Origin of the sequence: Klebsiella sp. HMSC25G12 (assembly GCF_001807705.1) — a bacterium.
Taxonomy (GTDB): Bacteria; Pseudomonadota; Gammaproteobacteria; order Enterobacterales; family Enterobacteriaceae; genus Klebsiella; species Klebsiella variicola.
This window is the reverse complement of record NZ_KV789908.1, coordinates 1-17,364: the sequence shown is the minus strand read 5'-3', so window position 1 is coordinate 17,364 and position 17,364 is coordinate 1. Positions and strand designations below refer to the sequence as shown.

The following is a 17,364-nucleotide window of genomic DNA, read 5'->3' as shown; positions in this document are numbered from 1 at the left end:
TTCGCCTCCGGAAAGGCGTTCCTGGTTTACACTTAACAGGGAGACAGCCATCCGGAGGTGTTATGCAACGATGTATTCTCGCGATCTTATCCCTCGCATTTTGCGCTGGCGCACAGGCCGTCAGTGAAGATGTTCAACTTAATCTCGTGACCCCCCAGGGCGTCGGGCAGTCCATCGGCAGTGTAAAAATCACCGAAACCGACCGCGGCCTCGAGTTCGCCCCCGAACTGCGGGCATTGCCGCCGGGCAAGCACGGCTTTCATATTCATGCCGAAGGCAGCTGCCAGCCGGCGATGAAAGAGGGCAAAGCGGTGGCCGCCGGGGCGGCGGGCGGACATTATGACCCGCAACATACCGGGAAACACGAAGGGCCGCTGGGCACCGGGCATCTTGGCGATCTGCCTCTGCTGGTGGTCAACGACGCGGGCGTGGCCGACCAGCCAATTATTGCCCCACGTCTGAAAACGCTGAATGAGGTGAAGGGGAAAGCGCTGATGGTCCACGTGGGCGGCGATAATATGGCCGACAACCCGCAGCCGCTGGGCGGCGGCGGCGAGCGGTTTGCCTGCGGGGTGATTAAGTAGTCTTTTCGCCAATCGTGCCGGCGATCGGGGCCTGTTCGAGCTGTGACAGGGCGCAATACAGTCGCCAGATTGCGGCGGCCAGCTCCCGGGCCGCTGGCTGATGATGGTGGTTCAGGACGTCGCAGATCCGCAGCAGCTCCTGCAGGGTGGAGGCCAGCGGGCGCTGCTGCACGCCGCGCTCGCTCATCACATCGCGCAGCAAATTGATGCACAGGTCGCGCACCTGGGCGAGGGGATCGGAGCGGGTTTCCCATTCCCGAAGCTGCCAGACGACGTGCGAGCAGTTGAGCAGCACCACCCCCCAACGTAGTAACCAGCGCCGTGCCAGGGCATCTTTACTCTGACTGAGCTGGCTGACATGGTGGTACACCAGCGATTCAAATTCATGTTCGCTATGCTGGGGATGGCGGCTGAGCTGATCGACAAAGTGACGCCGTAACGCTCTGATATGGCGCCGTCCTTTACGGGCATCCGATCCCGGGCTGAGCACCGCAAAAGCCAGCCAGGCAAAGCCCACGCCGACAATCTTGCTTAAGTTATCATTGAAAAAAGCCGCATAGTCGTACACCGGCGGATTGGTGACGGAGATAAACGAGCCCATAAACACGATAAGCTGTCCCCACAGGCCGGCATATTTGGGCCACTGTAGCTTGAGCAACTGCATGGTGGTCAGGAGCGGGAACAGAAATAGCAGAAACTGCCACAGGTCGGTTATCTGCACCATCAGGCCGAACTTCACCACAAAACTGAACAGCGACAGCAGCACCAGGGTCTGCATCAGCAGCGTCAGCGATCGAAACGGCGAAGCCGAGACCGAATAGAGCACGCAGCAGATGGAGGCCAGGGTCAGGGCAGCCGCGCAGCTGGTCCACTGGGTGCTGATCCCCCATGCGCCAATCGCCACCAGCGCGCAAAAAGTACGGATGCCATTGAGCAAGGCCTCTGCCTGGTCGGTGTGGCGGGCCAGGGCTGGCGCCGAAGGTACGTTGAACTCGGCGATCGCCGACGCATTCTCTACCCGGCGGATCCAGCGACTGCTTTCCAGATAAATGCGACAGAAATAGCGCAGTCGCGCCCAAAAGGCGATATGACGGTAATCGGCCTCCGGCGGCGGCGCCAGAGGCGCCAGAATGCGGGCGACATGATAGCTGTCAGCATGGGGAGCAGCGAGTTCAGCAAGCAGCGACTCCAGCACCTGACGAGTGTTCGCCGGCGCGTCCGGCCAGTTCAGCAACATACGTCGCAGACTGGAAATGACGCTGGTCATTCGGAGCTGCTGATGCAGCAGGTAGTTCAGCAGGGGATTCTGCCGACGGAAGCGGTAGTGACTCCAGAAGGCCTGGATGCGCAGCAGGTTCATGGTGAGGATCTGACCAATCACGCTTTCGTGAGCGGTGCGGATGGCATCCGTCGTCTCCGGCACCCACAGCAGGCTGGCGTGCTCCAGCAGCCGGGCGTGCATGGTTTTCAGGGCCGTCAGCAGGTTGCTGCCGTCGGAGGTGCTGGGCAGGATCATCATCATGAGTCCGCCGCAGAGGATCCCAACGATGACTTCGCAGACGCGCGACTGGGCGATCACCCAAAGTTCGTAGCTGTCGCTGATGTTAATCACCGGAAACGCGATGATGGCGCAGGTATAGCCGGCAAGCTGAAAGGCGTAGGCCACGTTGTTGGTGAACAGCGCGCAGGCCCAGGTGCACAGCGCCAGCCAGCCGGAAATACTGAACAGAAACAGCCAGGGATCGTTCAGCGTATGGCCCGCCAGCAGCAGGGCGGCGCAGGCGCCGAGCAGGCTGCCGGCGATGCGGCCAAAGCTTTTACTGATCACGCCGCCGACGGTGGGAAAGCTGACCACTGCCGCGGAGGTCATCGCCCAGTACGGCTCATCGAGATCCAGCGCGTAGGCGATGCTTAACGCGAGACACATAGCGATGCCATTACGCAACGCGTATCGCCACTGTGGACGGGTGGCTTTAACCCAGGGCAGTGTGCGCCACGACAGGGCCTGCAGATTCATTACTGCCCGCCGATCGAGACAGTGCAGGTGGTGCCGGAGACCAGAGTGACGTCCGCCGGTAGCTCATTAAAGGCAATCCGCACCGGAACGCGCTGCGCGAGGCGTACCCAGGGGATATTCGGTTTGATGTTGGCCACCAGCCCGGTTCCCTGTTCCACGCTCTGATCGACAATCGCCCGGCCGATGCTGGCGACATGCCCGTGCAGCGTCTGCTGATTACTGTAGAGAATAATCTGCGCCGGATCGCCGATGCGGATATGACGCAGTTTAGTCTCTTCAAAGTAGCCCAGCACGTAAAACGAGTGGCTGTCTACCAGAGCAAAGACCGGATGGCCGGTAGTGGCGTAATCGCCGACGCGGGTGGAGAGGTTGGTCACCCAGCCGTCCACTGGCGCTTTGACCGTTGTTTGGCTTAGCTGCCATTGCGCATGTTTCAGCATCGCTTCGCTGACGCCCAGTCCCGCTCTGGCGGCCGCCAGGTTGGTGGTGGCCGTATTCAGCGCGGTGTTGACGTTCTCAAGATCTTCAGCCGAGATCGCATTCTGCGACAGGTTGCGACGACGACGTGCCTCGCTGGCGGCCTTCGTTTGCTCAGCCTGCGCTTTCGCCACCTCGGCTTGCGCTTTCGCCTGCTGCGCCTGGGCGTTCAGCACGGCGATACGGTAGGGGGTGTCGTCGATAGTGAACAGAACATCCCCGGCGTTGACCCGTTGGTTGTCCGTCACGTTCAACTGCAGAATGCTACCGGAGACCTGAGGGGTGATCCCGACCTGCTCTGCACGCACTTTGCCGTCGCGGGTCCAGGGGGACTGGGTGTAGAAATTCCATAACAGCCATGCGGCGATCAGGGCGATGGCCGCAACCAACAGCGTTGACAGATATTTTAGTTTTTTCATAGCAAGGACATCACCAGGCAATCAGTAACACCAGGGCCAGACAGACCGAGAGCGCGAACAGCGAGAGATCCATCAGCAGGGGATGCCAGATGTCGCCGGCATACATCCAGTCACGCAGCTGACGATGTAAAAACAACCAGATAAAAAAACCTAATAAGACGGCTTTGAACAGCGGAGGGAAATAGACGGACGCGCCGAACACCAGGTCCTGCAGCGGCAATCCGGATGTGTTAAGACTCAGTTTCACAAGCAAAAATCCTTTGCCATTACAGGGGTAACCTCAGAGCGTGCTACGCTATAACAGTGTAAATCATTGTTTTGGTTTTTGTTGAATCAAGTAATTCATTTGTTTTGATAATTCAAATGCTGCACACTATTCTAAAATCAGTATAATAACTTAGCAAGCTAATTATAAGGAGATGAAATTGGAATCGCCACTTGGTTCTGATCTGGCACGTTTAGTCCGCGTTTGGCGCGCGCTAATCGACCATCGCCTGAAACCTCTGGAGTTAACGCAGACTCACTGGGTCACGCTGCATAACATCCATCAGCTGCCGCCTGAGCAGTCGCAGATCCAGCTGGCTAAAGCCATCGGCATTGAACAGCCGTCGCTGGTGCGCACGCTCGATCAGCTGGAGGAGAAAGGGCTTATTTCTCGCCAGACCTGTTCAAGCGACCGGCGGGCCAAACGCATCAAGCTCACTGAAAAAGCTGAACCGTTGATCAATGAGATGGAAGAGGTGATAGGCAAGACCCGCGATGAAATCCTGTCGGGGGTCTCAAAGCAGGAAGTGGAAACGTTGCTCCACTTAATTCGTAAACTTGAACAAAATATCCTCGATCTCCAGGCAAAAGATTAATCCTTTGCGGCCCGGGTTGCCCCGGGCCGTTTTTTTTAGTCGCCAGGGTGACGCCAGACCACCACCCGATTACGCCCGCTGTTTTTCGCTTCATACATGGCCGCATCTGCGCGCTCGACGCACGTTTCTGCGCTCACGCTTCTATCGCGCGTCGTATACAACCCCATACTGATGGTCATTCGCTCCGGCAGAGGGTGTTGCTCAGCGTTGACGGCCAGGCGGATACGCTCGGCGATCGCCAGGGCGTCTTTCTCGGCGGTGTTGACCAGCAGCAGGGCAAACTCCTCACCGCCAATGCGGGCAGCAGCGTCATCCATGCGCGAATGGTTCTCCAGCACCGAGGCGGCAAACTGGATCACCTTGTCGCCGGCGACGTGGCCGTAGTTATCATTGATGCGTTTGAAATGATCGAGGTCACTGATAATCACTGACAGCGGATGTTGGGGGTTTACCTTCGCCAGCTGCTGGTTCAGGGTGTCGTAGAAGAAGCTGCGGTTATAAAGCCGGGTCAACGGGTCGCGAATCGAGTTCTGGTACGAGTGGACATACTTATGGTTAGACTCACGGTAGAGCATAAAGACGTCGACCAGCAGCACCAGAATCAGGAACAGGGTACAAAGCGTTTCGAAAAAACGCGCCTGGTACCAGGTCTGATCGAGTTCCCCGGCGGTGGAGACTAGCTGGAAGAGGGTGTAAAGATAAGCGCTGCAAAAAAAAGCGCCGCTAAACCAGAAAATATTGCGTAGTTTACTCAGGCTAATTAATAAAATAAGCGTGATAAACCAGATAGCCATCAGCAGCCAGCCGATAATACTTTGCCACAGCGGCGTGAAGGTATGGCTAAGATTGTCGATAAAATTGACGCTCAGCCACGGCGAGTGGCTGGAGTACATCCACGATAAAAAAATAATTGTTAATGTAAAAACGATACATGCCGCGAATGTAATCACGTGTGCTTTCAGCGAGTGCATGATGCGCTGGCGGAAGTAATACAAAACAATAGATGACATGAATAATACAGCCATCATTATATTGCGAAAGAAATAATAGATAACGGCGTCATTTTGATTAATGACCGGGGTCGTGCTGCAGGTAAGCCAGTCCGGATAGCTGCTGAGGGTGCCCAGCATCAGCAGCGCTGAACAGGCAAAGCCGAAAGCAACAGGTGTAAGGTACAGGCGGCGCTTGTTGCTCCAGTATTTCATGCCCATAAAACAGGCAATAGTAATATGAAAGACCATCAGAAAGCTGGTCAGTAGAGGAAATAATATTGATGAGGTAGTGCTGAAACTGGTATGAAAAAAAGCGGTCACTCCGGCAATGCCGAACCCGGCCAGTAAGCAAATAAAAACATATATAATAAAACGTTTAGCAACATGATTGACATGTTTGAGCATAGGCAAGATCCCAGAGAGAAAAGCAACAGCGACGTTCAGTCGACAAAGTATTATGACAATCTGAGAGTAGTGGGGGCGGTGAGATAAGATATTGCGCAGGCGCAATGATTGATGAACTACTTGAATATAATATATCTGATTGCTAATACGAATCTATTACGGTGGAATAACCGCGGCTGAAAAATACGATGCGGCGCAACGGGCCGCATCGCAAGGGGTGTTATCGAGGAGAAACGGTGACCTGGCTGCCGCTGCCGGCAATGGCGACGCGCTGACCCACAGAGAACGGCGTGCTGCCCTGTTTCTGCACCACCAGAATGGTGTTGCCATCATCCTTACGGATTTCCAGTTCTACGCCCTGGGTTTTGTTCATTGCACCCTGAACGCCCTGGCCTGCGACGCCGCCCGCGACCGCGCCAGCCGCGGTGGCAAGAGAGCGTCCGGTACCGCCGCCGATGGTGTTGCCGAGGAACCCGCCGAGCACTGCACCGCCAATGGCGCCGATGGCATTGCTGTCGTCGCCGCTCTGGATCTGCACGGCGCGCGTATGCACAATCGTACCGTAAGTTACGCTCTGCACCTGTTTGGCTTCAGATGCGGAATAAACGTCGCCGGACAGGCCGCTGCTGCTCACGCAGCCTGCGAGCGTAAAACCAATCATCGATACAGCCAAAACACGTAAAATCATTTATGAATCTCCTGTTCACCGAAGGTGTTCAATTGAACGTCCATACGGTTAATTATATGGCATTTAGTCGCCGGCGGGCATAGCTTCCGCCCTGACTATACAAAAAATAATAATTAATGATGCTTCAACCTAAACTAAACGCCGGTTCTTTACGGTGTTCTCTGAAATGTCGCTCTATTGTTAAAAAGTATTATAACAACATAGCATTAGCGGGCGCTTTATGGTGGAGTGAGGCGTATACGAGGGTCATGGAATGAAGGAAAAACGTATGAGATCGGGTCGCTTTATTGGCGTTATGTCCGGTACCAGCCTTGATGGTATCGATGTCGTATTGGCCGCCATCAACGAAAACATCGTGGCGCAGCAGGCCAGTCTCACCTGGCCCATACCACACCCAATAAAAGAAGAGATCCTCGCGATTTGCCAGGGCCAGTCGTTGACCCTCTCACAACTGGGGCGTCTGGACACTCGTCTGGGGCGGCTGTTTGCCGATGCCGTACTGGCGCTGATGCGCCAGGAAAATCTCAAGCCCACCGACGTTATCGCTATCGGCTGCCATGGACAGACCGTATGGCATGAACCGCAAGGCGACGCGCCGCACACGCTGCAAATCGGCGACAACAACCAGATCGCCGCGCATACCGGAGTCACGGTGGTGGGGGATTTTCGCCGGCGCGATATGGCGCTTGGCGGGCAGGGGGCGCCGTTGGTCCCGGCATTTCATCATGCGCTGCTGGCGCATCCCATTGAACGGCGGATGGTGCTGAATATCGGTGGCATCGCCAACGTGTCGCTGCTGGTGCCGGGGCAGCCGGTGCGCGGCTATGATACCGGGCCGGGAAATATGTTGCTGGACGCCTGGATCTGGCGTCAGCAGGGTAAACCGTATGATAAGGATGCCCAGTGGGCCAGCGAAGGTAAAGTGCTGCTGCCGCTGCTGCAGGACATGCTGAGCGATCCGTGGTTTGCTTTACCGGCGCCGAAAAGCACCGGTCGTGAATATTTCAATTACGGTTGGCTGGAAAAACATCTGGCCCGTTATTCGGGACTGCGTGGGCAGGATGTGCAGGCCACGCTGGCGGAATTAACCGCTGTGACCATCAGTGAGCAGGTATTGTTAAGCGGCGGCTGCGAGCGTTTGTTAGTGTGCGGCGGCGGCGCGCGTAACCCCTTGTTAATGGCGCGCCTGGCGGCACTGCTGCCGGGAACCGAAGTCTCCACCACCGATGAGGCGGGGATCAGCGGCGATGATATGGAGGCGCTGGCCTTTGCCTGGCTGGCCTGGCGCACGCTGGCGGGGCTGCCGGGTAATCTTCCCTCAGTGACCGGCGCCAGCGAAGCCACGGTGCTGGGCGCCATTTTCCCGGCTAACCCGCCGCAGAATCGGAGTTAACTGAAATCTTAAACACGGCGCGACCGGTAAACTGGACAAGTTAAGCGGTGGGCGGAGTGCCCTCCGTGACCGGGAAAGTCGAAGGCAAACGAATGAAAAAAATTCTTATCGCAGTTGTACCTTTTATGCTGGCGGGCTGTAGCTACTACAACCAGTTTGTCGAGCGGATGCAGACGGACACGCTGGAGTATCAATGCGACCAGAAACCGTTAACGGTCCATCGCAATAATACCCGCCAACAGGTGAGTTTTATCTATGATAATCAGCAACTGAACCTGGCTGAGGGGCTGTCGGCTTCGGGGGCGCGCTACACCGACGGCGTCTACGTCTTCTGGTCGAAGGGCGATACCGCTACCGTCTATAAACGCGATCGCATCATCCTCGATAACTGTCAGCTGCAGACGGCCAAACGTTGAGATTTCTGTCGGGGGGGCGCACAATAACGCCACCTTATGACTACATCCTCAATGGCCATGTCTGATAACGACGAACTCCAGCAAATCGCGCACTTGCGCCGTGAATATACCCGTGGCGGTTTGCGTCGCCACGATCTTCCTGCTGAACCCCTGCCGCTGTTTGAACGCTGGCTGCGTCAGGCCTGTGACGCGAAACTCGCAGACCCGACCGCGATGGTGGTTGCTACCGTTGATGAGCGCGGCCAACCTTACCAGCGTATTGTGCTGCTGAAGCATTACGATGAAAAAGGGCTGGTGTTTTATACCAACCTTGGCAGCCGCAAAGCCCATCAGATTGAAAAAAATCCCCAGGTGAGCCTGCTGTTTCCGTGGCATATGCTGGAGCGCCAGGTGATGGTGATCGGCAAAGCGGAGCGCTTGTCGACGCTGGAGGTGGTCAAATATTTCCACAGCCGTCCGCGCGATAGCCAAATCGGCGCCTGGGTCTCCCAGCAGTCCAGTCGCATTTCCGCCCGCGGGATCCTGGAGAGCAAATTCCTCGAGCTGAAGCAGAAATTCCAGCAGGGGGAAGTGCCGCTGCCGAGTTTCTGGGGCGGATTCCGCGTCAGCGTCGAGCAGATGGAGTTCTGGCAGGGGGGCGAACATCGGCTGCATGACCGCTTTTTATACCAGCGTGATAATGGCGCCTGGAAAATAGACCGCCTGGCACCGTAAACGCCGAAATTAGTTATCGAAGCGCTGGCGCTGAAAGGGCCGGCGCTTTATTCTATGTACTTTTCGCATCTGGCGAAAAGTCGTGTACCGGCAGAGGTGCAGTCGTTTATACATGGAGAATTTGATGGCAAGCAGTAACTTGATTAAACAATTGCAAGAGCGGGGGCTGGTAGCCCAGGTGACGGACGAGGAAGCGTTAGCAGAGCGACTGGCGCAAGGCCCGATCGCGCTCTATTGCGGCTTCGATCCTACCGCTGACAGCTTGCATTTGGGGCATCTTGTTCCATTGTTATGCCTGAAACGCTTCCAGCAGGCAGGTCATAAACCTGTAGCGCTGGTGGGCGGCGCAACCGGTCTGATTGGCGACCCAAGCTTTAAAGCCGCTGAGCGTAAGCTAAATACCGAGGATACCGTGCAGGAGTGGGTGGATAAAATCCGCAAACAGGTGGCCCCGTTCCTTGATTTTGACTGTGGCGACAACTCGGCGATCGCGGCGAACAACTATGACTGGTTTGGCAGCATGAACGTGCTGACCTTCCTGCGCGATATCGGCAAACACTTCTCTGTTAACCAGATGATCAACAAAGAAGCGGTGAAGCAGCGTCTGAATCGTGACGATCAGGGTATCTCCTTTACCGAGTTCTCCTACAACCTGCTGCAAGGGTACGACTTTGCCTGCCTGAACAAGCTGCACGGCGTAGCGCTGCAGATCGGCGGCTCCGACCAGTGGGGCAACATCACCTCCGGTATCGATCTGACCCGTCGCCTGCACCAGAACCAGGTGTTTGGCCTGACGGTTCCGCTGATCACCAAAGCAGACGGCACCAAATTCGGTAAAACCGAAGGCGGCGCCGTGTGGCTGGATCCGAAGAAAACCAGTCCGTACAAATTCTACCAGTTCTGGATCAACACCGCGGATGCTGATGTCTATCGCTTCCTCAAGTTCTTCACCTTTATGGACATGGCGGAGATCAATGCTCTGGAAGAAGAAGACAAAAACAGCGGTAAAGCGCCGCGCGCCCAGTACGTGCTGGCAGAGCAGGTGACGCGCCTGGTCCACGGCGAAGAAGGCCTGGAAGCGGCGAAGCGCATTACCGAAAGCCTGTTCAACGGTAACCTGAGCGACCTGAGCGAAGCAGATTTCGAACAGCTGGCGCAGGATGGCGTGCCGATGATCGAAATGGAAAAAGGCGCCGATCTCCTGCAGGCGTTGGTGGATTCCGAGCTGCAGCCGTCCCGCGGTCAGGCGCGTAAAACCGTTGCCTCGAACGCGGTGACCATCAACGGTGAAAAACAGGCCGACCCGGAATATGTATTCAGCGACAGCGACCGTCTGTTCGGCCGCTACACCTTACTGCGTCGCGGTAAAAAGAATTACTGCCTGGTCTGCTGGAAATAAAAAATAAAACCAGGGCGTGGGAAACCACGCCCTTTTTCTTTTTAGGGTTGTGGTAAGAAAATGAAGAACATCCTCGCCATTCAGTCTCACGTTGTGTTTGGCCACGCCGGCAACAGTGCCGCCGAGTTTCCGATGCGCCGTCTGGGCGCCAATGTCTGGCCCCTGAATACCGTTCAGTTCTCCAACCATACGCAATACGGTAAATGGACCGGTTGCGTGATGCCGCCTTCACACCTGACGGAGATCGTCCAGGGCATTGCCGACATCGACAAGCTGCAGACCTGCGATGCGGTTCTGAGCGGCTACCTCGGTTCCGCTGAACAGGGCGAGCATATCCTCGGTATCGTGCGTCAGGTGAAAGCGGCCAATCCGGCGGCGAAGTACTTTTGTGACCCGGTGATGGGCCATCCGGAGAAAGGGTGTATCGTCGCGCCCGGCGTGGCGGAATTCCACGTGCGCTATGCGCTGCCGGCCAGCGATATTATTGCGCCGAATCTGGTTGAACTGGAGATCCTGTGCGGTCATCCGGTCGCCAGCGTCAGCGAAGCGGTAGCTGCTGCGCGGGAGCTGATTGCCCAGGGGCCGGAGGTGGTGTTGGTTAAACATCTTTCCCGCGCCGGTCTGAGCATGGATCGTTTTGAGATGCTGCTGGTGACGGCCGAAGAAGCCTGGCATATCAGTCGGCCGCTGGTGGATTTTGGCCTGCGTCAGCCGGTTGGCGTCGGCGATGTGACCAGTGGACTGCTGCTGGTGAAACTGCTGCAGGGTGCCAGCCTGCGCGATGCGCTTGAGCACGTTACCGCCGCGGTGTACGAGATCATGCTCACCACCAAAAACATGCAAGAGTATGAACTGCAGGTGGTGGCGGCGCAGGATCGCATTGCCGTACCGGAGCACTGCTTCAGCGCCACCCGGCTGTAACTCCCCGGGCCTGCCCGACGGTCCGCCGGGCAGGTTCAGGCCTTATTTTAAGCCTTCAGCCGCCAGTGCGGCCGCCACCGCCGGACGCGCTGCCACCTGCGCCATCCAGCTGCCGATATGACCATAGGCAGCCATATCCAGTTTTATGCCATAGCCCCAGCGCAGCACGGTGAACAGATAGCCATCGGCGATAGTAAAGCGATGGCCGGTCAGCCACTGTTTATCTTCCAGCGACTCATCAACATACTGCAGTTTCTTCTCGAGCAACGCCCGCGCGACAGGCTTATAGTCTTCCGGGGTATCCGGGCGGAACAGCGGGGTAAAGCCTTTATGCAGCTCGGTGGCCACGTAATTCAGCCACTCCAGGGTCTGGTAGCGGGCAATGGAGCCTACTGGCGCCAGCAGATGGCGGTCCGGCACCTGATCGGCGATGTACTGCATAATAGCCACGCCCTCAGTGAGCAGGATGTCATCATCCAGCAGCAACGCCGGCACCTGACCTTTCGGGTTGATCAGCAGATAATCATCCCCGTTTTCCAGCCGTTTTTTGGCCAGGTCCACGCTCTGCAACGTGAAATCCAGGCCGCTTTCGCGCAGGGCGATATGCGAGGCCAGGGAACAGGCGCCGGGTTTGTAGAACAGTTTCATGCGTAACTCCTCGTGGCTGCAGTTTTCTGTATGTTAGTCCCGCCAGGGGTAAAAAAAAAGCCGCTAACCTAACGTTAGCGGCTTAAAAATAATTGGTTTTCCCTGCGGCGTCAGGCTGCCGCGGTTTCGCGTGCTTTCAGGTCCGCGCTGTCGTCCTGAGTCATACGGTTCAGCTTCGGCGCCGTGAGCAGCATCAGGGCGGCGATAACCGCGGTGACGATACCAATCTGCAGGAACACGTGGCCGTACACTTCCAGCGACACCAGCGGATCGGTGACGTTTTCCGGCACCGCCATCAGGTTGGCGATTTTCCCGGCGATGATCGCCGCGCCGGCGGTAGTGAGGAACCAGCTGCCCATAATGAAGCCCATCAGACGCTGCGGAACCAGCTGAGCGACCATCGCCAGGCCGAGGCCGGAAATCATCAGCTCACCAATAGACTGCAGCGCGTAGCTCAGAATGAGCCAGTTAACCGAGACGATGCCGGCGTCGCTGGCGAACTTCGCCCCTAAAGGCAGGACGAGGAACGCGCCGGAGCACAGTACCATGCCGATAGCGAACTTGTGCGGCATCGGCAGGCGGTCGCCCATCTTGTTATAAATGGCTGCCAGAATAGGGCTACCAATCATGATCCAGAACGGGTTCAGCGCCTGATACTGTTCCGGTTCGAAGGCGATACCGAGGATCGAGTGCTCAACGTTACGAATCGCGAAGAAGTTCAGAGAGGTCGGCATCTGGCTGTACAGTACGAAGAAGACAATCGCTTCTACCATCAGCAGGAAGGCGACGATCATTTTACGACGCGCGGCACCTTTCAGACCGATGGTTTCTTTGGCGAAAATCACGACGATACCCAGTGCGACGACGCCCAGCACCATACGTGCGATGCCCTGGTTGTGCAGCAGCCAGGTGGCGATGGCGACCAGCACCACCACGCCAGCGATGGTCGCCAGCAGTTTGCCCATGTGCACTGGGGCAAAGTCCGGTTTCGAACCGTACTGTTTTACCCATTTCTGGCAGAAGGCAAAGTTAATAATCGTGATCACCATCCCCACCACGCTGAGGGCAAACGCCACGCTCCAGCCGAAGCGAGCGGCCAGCCATGGGGTTGCCAGCATCGAGAAGAACGAACCGATGTTGATGGACATGTAGTACATGGTGAATGCACCGTCCAGACGGGGATCGTTTTTGTCATAGCAGGTAGAAAGCAGGGAGGACGGGTTGGCTTTGAACAGGCCGTTACCGACGGCGATGGTCGCCATACCCATATAGACGATGGCAGCATCATGGCCGGACCAGGCCACCAGCGCATAGCCGATGGCCAGCACGATAGCGCCCAGCATGATGACACGTTTGGTGCCCAGCACTTTATCGCCCAGCCAGCCGCCAATAGCAACCAGACCATAGACCAGCGCGCTAAAGGAGGAGAACAGAGTAATGGAATCCGCTTCCGACATACCCAGCTGTTTTACCAGGTAAACGGCCATGATCCCTTGCAGGCCGTAATAACCAAAACGCTCCCATAACTCGATCGAGAAAATGAGATAGAACGCGCGTGGTTGTTTGAAAGCGTTCAGACTCACGCTTTCTGCTGGTTTATTGTTTGCAGTAGACACATATACCTCTTTTTTTACATCCCATATTTACTGGGGGGTGTTCGGGGCGCAATCTCGTTGGACCGCCGCCTTTATAGTTATTTTGGGAGGGAAAACGGCAGGTAATGTTCACTATCCTGGCGCGTCAGGCAAGGCCTTTGTAATAAACTGTTACACATAATGTGGGTGGCATAATGCTCCGGACATATGAATGTTATCCAGAGTTAAATTTCACCGTTTCGTTATGATTGCTATTTTTATCTTTTTCATCAGTCTGATTTCGTTAAAAAGGCGATATATTCTACTGATTGACCTCATGAGTAGTGATATGGTCCATTATCCTAAAAATTAATGGTCTATTATCCTGGTAATCTTTGCTCAATCGTTGTATTGCCTGACATTTGTTTTCATTTTCACAACATGTAATCAACATAAAGTTGCGAGCATGATCTCGATCACAAATGTATAGAAATTTTGCATCGAGAAAAAATGAAAGCACTGATTGTTCGTTATATAGCCGGATTATTACCCATCATAAGAGACATTTTCTGGTGTTAACGGCGGGTTAAATGCACAAATTCGAGCCATAACTCAGGGTTAAGTTATGGCTCAGAAGAAGGGATCAGGCGTAGACTTTCTCTTTAAATTCGCAGAGGTCTTCAATCAGGCAGGAGCCGCAGCGCGGCTTGCGGGCAATGCAGGTATAACGTCCATGCAGGATCAACCAGTGATGACAGTCGACCTTAAACTCGGCGGGGACCACCTTCAGAAGCTTCTCTTCCACCTGCTCAACATTCTTGCCAGGGGCGAATTGCGTCCGATTGCAGACGCGGAAGATGTGCGTGTCCACGGCGATGGTCGGCCAGCCAAAGGCGGTGTTTAGTACCACGTTGGCGGTTTTACGGCCCACGCCGGGCAGCGCCTCCAGCGCCGCTCTGTCTTCCGGCACCTCGCCGTTGTGCTGCTCGAGCAGGATGCGGCAGGTTTTGATGACGTTTTCCGCTTTGCTGTTAAACAGGCCGATAGTCTTGATATACGATTTCACCCCATCCACCCCCAGCGCCAGCATCGCTGCGGGCGTATTGGCCACCGGATAGAGTTTGGCTGTCGCTTTGTTGACGCTGACATCGGTGGCCTGCGCAGAAAGCAGAACGGCAATCAGCAACTCGAACGGCGAACTGAAATGCAGTTCGGTAGTGGGATGGGGATCGTTTTCCCGCAGCCTGGTGAGGATCGCCAGGCGTTTGGCTTTGTTCATGTTACGCTTTCCCTGTCACGTCAGACGGGGCGACAGAAACGGCCCGGGCCGCTTGCGCCTTCCGCTGCTTGCTACGTTCATCGATGAGGTATTTTACCGCCAGCATCATGCCGAGGCCAATAAAGGCGCCTGGCGGCAGCATAGCCAGCAGGAAGGGGGTATCCGTATGGAAAACCTCGATGCGCAGCACCTTTGCCCAACTACCAAGCAGGCTGTCGGCGCCGTCAAACAGGGTGCCATTGCCAAGGATCTCGCGCAGGGAGCCCAACACAAACATCGCGCAGGTGGCGCCCATGCCGATAGAAAAGCCATCCAGTGCCGACAGCGCCGGCCCTTTTTTGGCGGCAAAGGCTTCGGCGCGGCCGACCACGATGCAGTTGGTCACAATAAGCGGGATGAAAATCCCCAGCGACTGATAGAGGCCGAAGGCATAGGCGTTGATCAGCATCTGCACGACGCTCACCACCGAGGCGATGATCATCACGTAGATGGGGATCCGGATCTCCGCCGGCGTCCAGCGGCGCAGGCTGGAGATGGTCAGGTTGGTTAAGGTTAGCACCAGGGTGGTCGCCAGACCCAGCCCGAGGGCGTTGGTGGCGGTCGAGGTGACCGCCAGCAGAGGGCACATCCCTAACAGCTGAACCAGGGCGGAGTTATTTTTCCACAGGCCCTGGACGATGACGTCTTTAACTTCGCTCATGGTCATTCTCCACAGGCGGTGAATTCAGGAAGTTGCGCAGGCAGCGTTTGTGCATACAGGCCTGCGCGCTTAACGGCATTGACCACCGCCCGGGGGGTGATGGTGGCGCCGGTGAACTGGTCAAAATCGCCGCCATCTTTTTTGACCGCCCAATGGCTGTCGCCCTGACCGTGGATGACTTTCCCGGCAAAATGGGTGATCCAGTCCGACAGGCGAAGCTCGATTTTATCGCCCAGGCCCGGCGTTTCATGATGCTCGGTCACGCGGGTGCCGAGGACCGTGCCGCTAAAATCGGCAGCAACCAACAGCTGTATTGCCCCGGAATAGCCATCTGGCGCGGTGGCTTCCATCACCGCGCCGATCGGCTGGTCGTTATTTTTGGCTATCCACACTTTATGCTGGCCTTTGCCCAGCGCCGGGGCGCTGACCAGATAGCAGCTCTTGAGCAGATCGTTATTATAGCGGTCGGCGGGTAAGACCTGATCAAATAACGCTTTCTGCTGCAGGGCCGCCTGCTGATCGATAGTGCTTTTCGTCAGTTCATTGATCGCCGCCGTCAGTCCGGTGGAACCGGCGGCAAACAGCGCCAGCGTGACGCCGTGTTTTCGCATCGTTTTTAACATCATCGCTCTCTCAACGGTGGCCGTACACGCGCGGGCGCGTGTAATAATCGATCAGCGGCACGGTAATATTCGCCAGCAGAACGGCAAATGCCACGCCATCCGGGTAACCGCCGAAGCTGCGAATAAGCCACACCAGCAGGCCGGCGAGGGCGCCGAAGATCAGGCGGCCGCGGTTGGTTGTTGAAGCCGTCACCGGGTCGGTCAGAATAAAGAAAGCACCGAGCATGGTGGCGCCAGAGAACAAATGCATCTGCGGCGACGCCAGGCTTTGCGGCGAGAATAACCAGCCGAGGGTGGCACACAGCCCAAGGCTAAGGAGAAAGCTGACCGGAATATGCCAGCGGATCGCTTTCTGCCACAGCAGGAACAGACCGCCCGCCAGCCAGGCGATATTCACCCACTGCCAGCCGAGGCCCGCCAGTACGCCACCGTAAACCGGCAATTGCAGCACCTGCTGGACGCTATGCCCGGCATGCAGAGAGGTTTTAAAGGTATCCAGCGGGGTGGCCTGGCTGATGCCGTCGATACCCAGTCGCAGGCTGGCCATGTCGCCCCCGGCGGCGGTATGCCCGGTGAAGATCATCTGCAGCACATCGCTGAACGCCGGAACCTGGGCGGCAATTTCATATGAAGGCAGCCAGGAGGTCATCTGTACCGGGAATGAAATCAACAGCACGACGTAGCCGATCATCGCCGGGTTGAAGGGGTTATGGCCTAATCCACCGTACAGCTGCTTGGCGATCACCACGGCAAAGGCAGTGCCGAGCACCACCATCCACCAGGGGGCCAGCGGTGGAATACTCACCGCCAGCAACAGGCCAGTGAGCAGGGCGGAGTTGTCCTTCAGGGTCGCCACAATATGCTGTTTGCGCAGTTTGAGAATAGCGGCTTCCGTTGCCCAGGCCGTCAATGCGGCGAGGACAATCTGCAGTACGGTACCCCAGCCGAAAAACCAGGTCTGGACCACAATGCCAGGCACGGCGGCGAGCAGCACCAGCAGCATAATACGCGAGGTCTGCCGCTGGTTATGGGTATAGGGGGAGCTTGCGATTCTGAAAACCATTTATTCCTCGTTAACTGCCTGCTGTGTTGCTTTACGCGCCTGAACGCGGGCGATAGCCGCGGCGACGGCCGCTTTGCGTGGGTCGTCATTGGCTGCGGCTGACGCGAGATCCGGTTGTGCGGCCTGTTGTTCGGCTTTGCGCGCTTTGGCGCGGGCGATGGCGGCTTCCACCGCGGCTTTACGCGGGTCGAC

At 56.6% G+C, this 17,364-nt stretch carries 19 protein-coding genes; 7 read left to right on the top strand and 12 right to left on the bottom strand.

Annotated features, from left to right (window positions below; translation table 11 throughout):
• The first annotated feature begins 62 nt into the window (after positions 1-62).
• Positions 63-584 carry a superoxide dismutase [Cu-Zn] SodC gene (sodC, locus tag HMPREF3096_RS18645; RefSeq protein WP_012541520.1) on the top strand — a complete coding sequence of 174 codons (522 nt, stop codon included), beginning with the start codon at positions 63-65 and terminating at the stop codon, positions 582-584.
• Here sodC and HMPREF3096_RS18640 read toward each other — a convergent pair.
• Genes HMPREF3096_RS18640 through HMPREF3096_RS18630 form a run of 3 tightly spaced genes read right to left on the bottom strand, consistent with a single transcriptional unit; the run spans position 577 to position 3,744 of the window.
• Entirely contained in the window at positions 577-2,601 is a 2,025-nt protein-coding gene (locus tag HMPREF3096_RS18640) for an FUSC family protein (RefSeq protein WP_012968040.1), read from the bottom strand. The genes sodC and HMPREF3096_RS18640 overlap by 8 nt on opposite strands.
• Entirely contained in the window at positions 2,601-3,497 is an 897-nt protein-coding gene (locus HMPREF3096_RS18635) for an efflux RND transporter periplasmic adaptor subunit (RefSeq protein ID WP_012968041.1), read from the bottom strand. Before HMPREF3096_RS18635 ends, HMPREF3096_RS18640 begins: the two co-directional genes overlap by 1 nt.
• A gap of 10 nt (positions 3,498-3,507) precedes the next feature.
• Positions 3,508-3,744, bottom strand: a complete 237-nt coding sequence (locus tag HMPREF3096_RS18630; protein WP_004143834.1) for a DUF1656 domain-containing protein — start codon at positions 3,742-3,744, stop codon at positions 3,508-3,510.
• 172 nt (positions 3,745-3,916) lie between these two features.
• Here HMPREF3096_RS18630 and slyA point away from each other — a divergent pair, with 172 nt between their 5' ends.
• Positions 3,917-4,357, top strand: coding sequence for a transcriptional regulator SlyA (gene slyA, locus HMPREF3096_RS18625; protein WP_008804631.1), 441 nt, complete (start codon positions 3,917-3,919; stop codon positions 4,355-4,357).
• Between the two features lie 35 nt (positions 4,358-4,392).
• Here the strand turns inward: slyA and HMPREF3096_RS18620 are convergent, their stop codons facing one another.
• Complete coding sequence (locus HMPREF3096_RS18620; protein WP_032730535.1) at positions 4,393-5,754, bottom strand: sensor domain-containing diguanylate cyclase; 1,362 nt, start codon at positions 5,752-5,754, stop codon at positions 4,393-4,395.
• 220 nt (positions 5,755-5,974) lie between these two features.
• The gene (gene slyB / locus HMPREF3096_RS18615; protein ID WP_008804633.1) at positions 5,975-6,442 is read right to left on the bottom strand and encodes an outer membrane lipoprotein SlyB; all 468 of its coding nucleotides are present in this window, start codon (positions 6,440-6,442) and stop codon (positions 5,975-5,977) included.
• Positions 6,443-6,710: 268 nt separating this feature from the next.
• On the opposite strand from slyB, the gene anmK reads away from it, so the two are divergent.
• The 5 genes from anmK (at position 6,711) to pdxY (ending at position 11,285) form a co-directional block, all read left to right on the top strand.
• Entirely contained in the window at positions 6,711-7,835 is a 1,125-nt protein-coding gene (gene anmK / locus HMPREF3096_RS18610; protein ID WP_008804634.1) for an anhydro-N-acetylmuramic acid kinase, read from the top strand.
• 92 nt (positions 7,836-7,927) lie between these two features.
• Complete coding sequence (gene mliC / locus HMPREF3096_RS18605) at positions 7,928-8,251, top strand: C-type lysozyme inhibitor (protein ID WP_032691200.1); 324 nt, start codon at positions 7,928-7,930, stop codon at positions 8,249-8,251.
• Positions 8,252-8,308: 57 nt separating this feature from the next.
• Positions 8,309-8,965, top strand: coding sequence for a pyridoxamine 5'-phosphate oxidase (gene pdxH, locus HMPREF3096_RS18600; RefSeq protein WP_032731006.1), 657 nt, complete (start codon positions 8,309-8,311; stop codon positions 8,963-8,965).
• A gap of 124 nt (positions 8,966-9,089) precedes the next feature.
• On the top strand, positions 9,090-10,364 hold the full coding sequence (gene tyrS / locus HMPREF3096_RS18595) for a tyrosine--tRNA ligase (RefSeq protein ID WP_012968045.1): 1,275 nt from the start codon (positions 9,090-9,092) through the stop codon (positions 10,362-10,364).
• Positions 10,365-10,424: 60 nt separating this feature from the next.
• Positions 10,425-11,285 (top strand): pyridoxal kinase PdxY, encoded by an 861-nt coding sequence (pdxY, locus tag HMPREF3096_RS18590; protein ID WP_008804638.1) that lies wholly within the window; start codon positions 10,425-10,427, stop codon positions 11,283-11,285.
• 42 nt (positions 11,286-11,327) lie between these two features.
• Here the strand turns inward: pdxY and gstA are convergent, their stop codons facing one another.
• From gstA to HMPREF3096_RS18555, 7 genes are all read right to left on the bottom strand, one after another.
• Positions 11,328-11,933, bottom strand: a complete 606-nt coding sequence (gstA, locus tag HMPREF3096_RS18585; RefSeq protein ID WP_050887092.1) for a glutathione transferase GstA — start codon at positions 11,931-11,933, stop codon at positions 11,328-11,330.
• 110 nt (positions 11,934-12,043) lie between these two features.
• On the bottom strand, positions 12,044-13,549 hold the full coding sequence (gene dtpA, locus HMPREF3096_RS18580) for a dipeptide/tripeptide permease DtpA (RefSeq protein ID WP_008804640.1): 1,506 nt from the start codon (positions 13,547-13,549) through the stop codon (positions 12,044-12,046).
• A gap of 601 nt (positions 13,550-14,150) precedes the next feature.
• Positions 14,151-14,786 carry an endonuclease III gene (nth, locus tag HMPREF3096_RS18575; RefSeq protein ID WP_008804641.1) on the bottom strand — a complete coding sequence of 212 codons (636 nt, stop codon included), beginning with the start codon at positions 14,784-14,786 and terminating at the stop codon, positions 14,151-14,153.
• 1 nt (position 14,787) lies between these two features.
• Complete coding sequence (locus HMPREF3096_RS18570; RefSeq protein ID WP_008804642.1) at positions 14,788-15,486, bottom strand: electron transport complex subunit E; 699 nt, start codon at positions 15,484-15,486, stop codon at positions 14,788-14,790.
• Positions 15,487-15,488: 2 nt separating this feature from the next.
• Positions 15,489-16,109: an electron transport complex subunit RsxG gene (gene rsxG, locus HMPREF3096_RS18565; protein ID WP_032691405.1), complete on the bottom strand. Its 621-nt coding sequence runs from the start codon at positions 16,107-16,109 to the stop codon at positions 15,489-15,491.
• A 10-nt stretch (positions 16,110-16,119) separates the two neighbouring features.
• Positions 16,120-17,172, bottom strand: a complete 1,053-nt coding sequence (gene rsxD / locus HMPREF3096_RS18560) for an electron transport complex subunit RsxD (RefSeq protein ID WP_008804644.1) — start codon at positions 17,170-17,172, stop codon at positions 16,120-16,122.
• A partial coding sequence (locus tag HMPREF3096_RS18555; protein WP_141749342.1) for a hypothetical protein occupies positions 17,173-17,364 on the bottom strand: 192 nt, incomplete at its 5' end.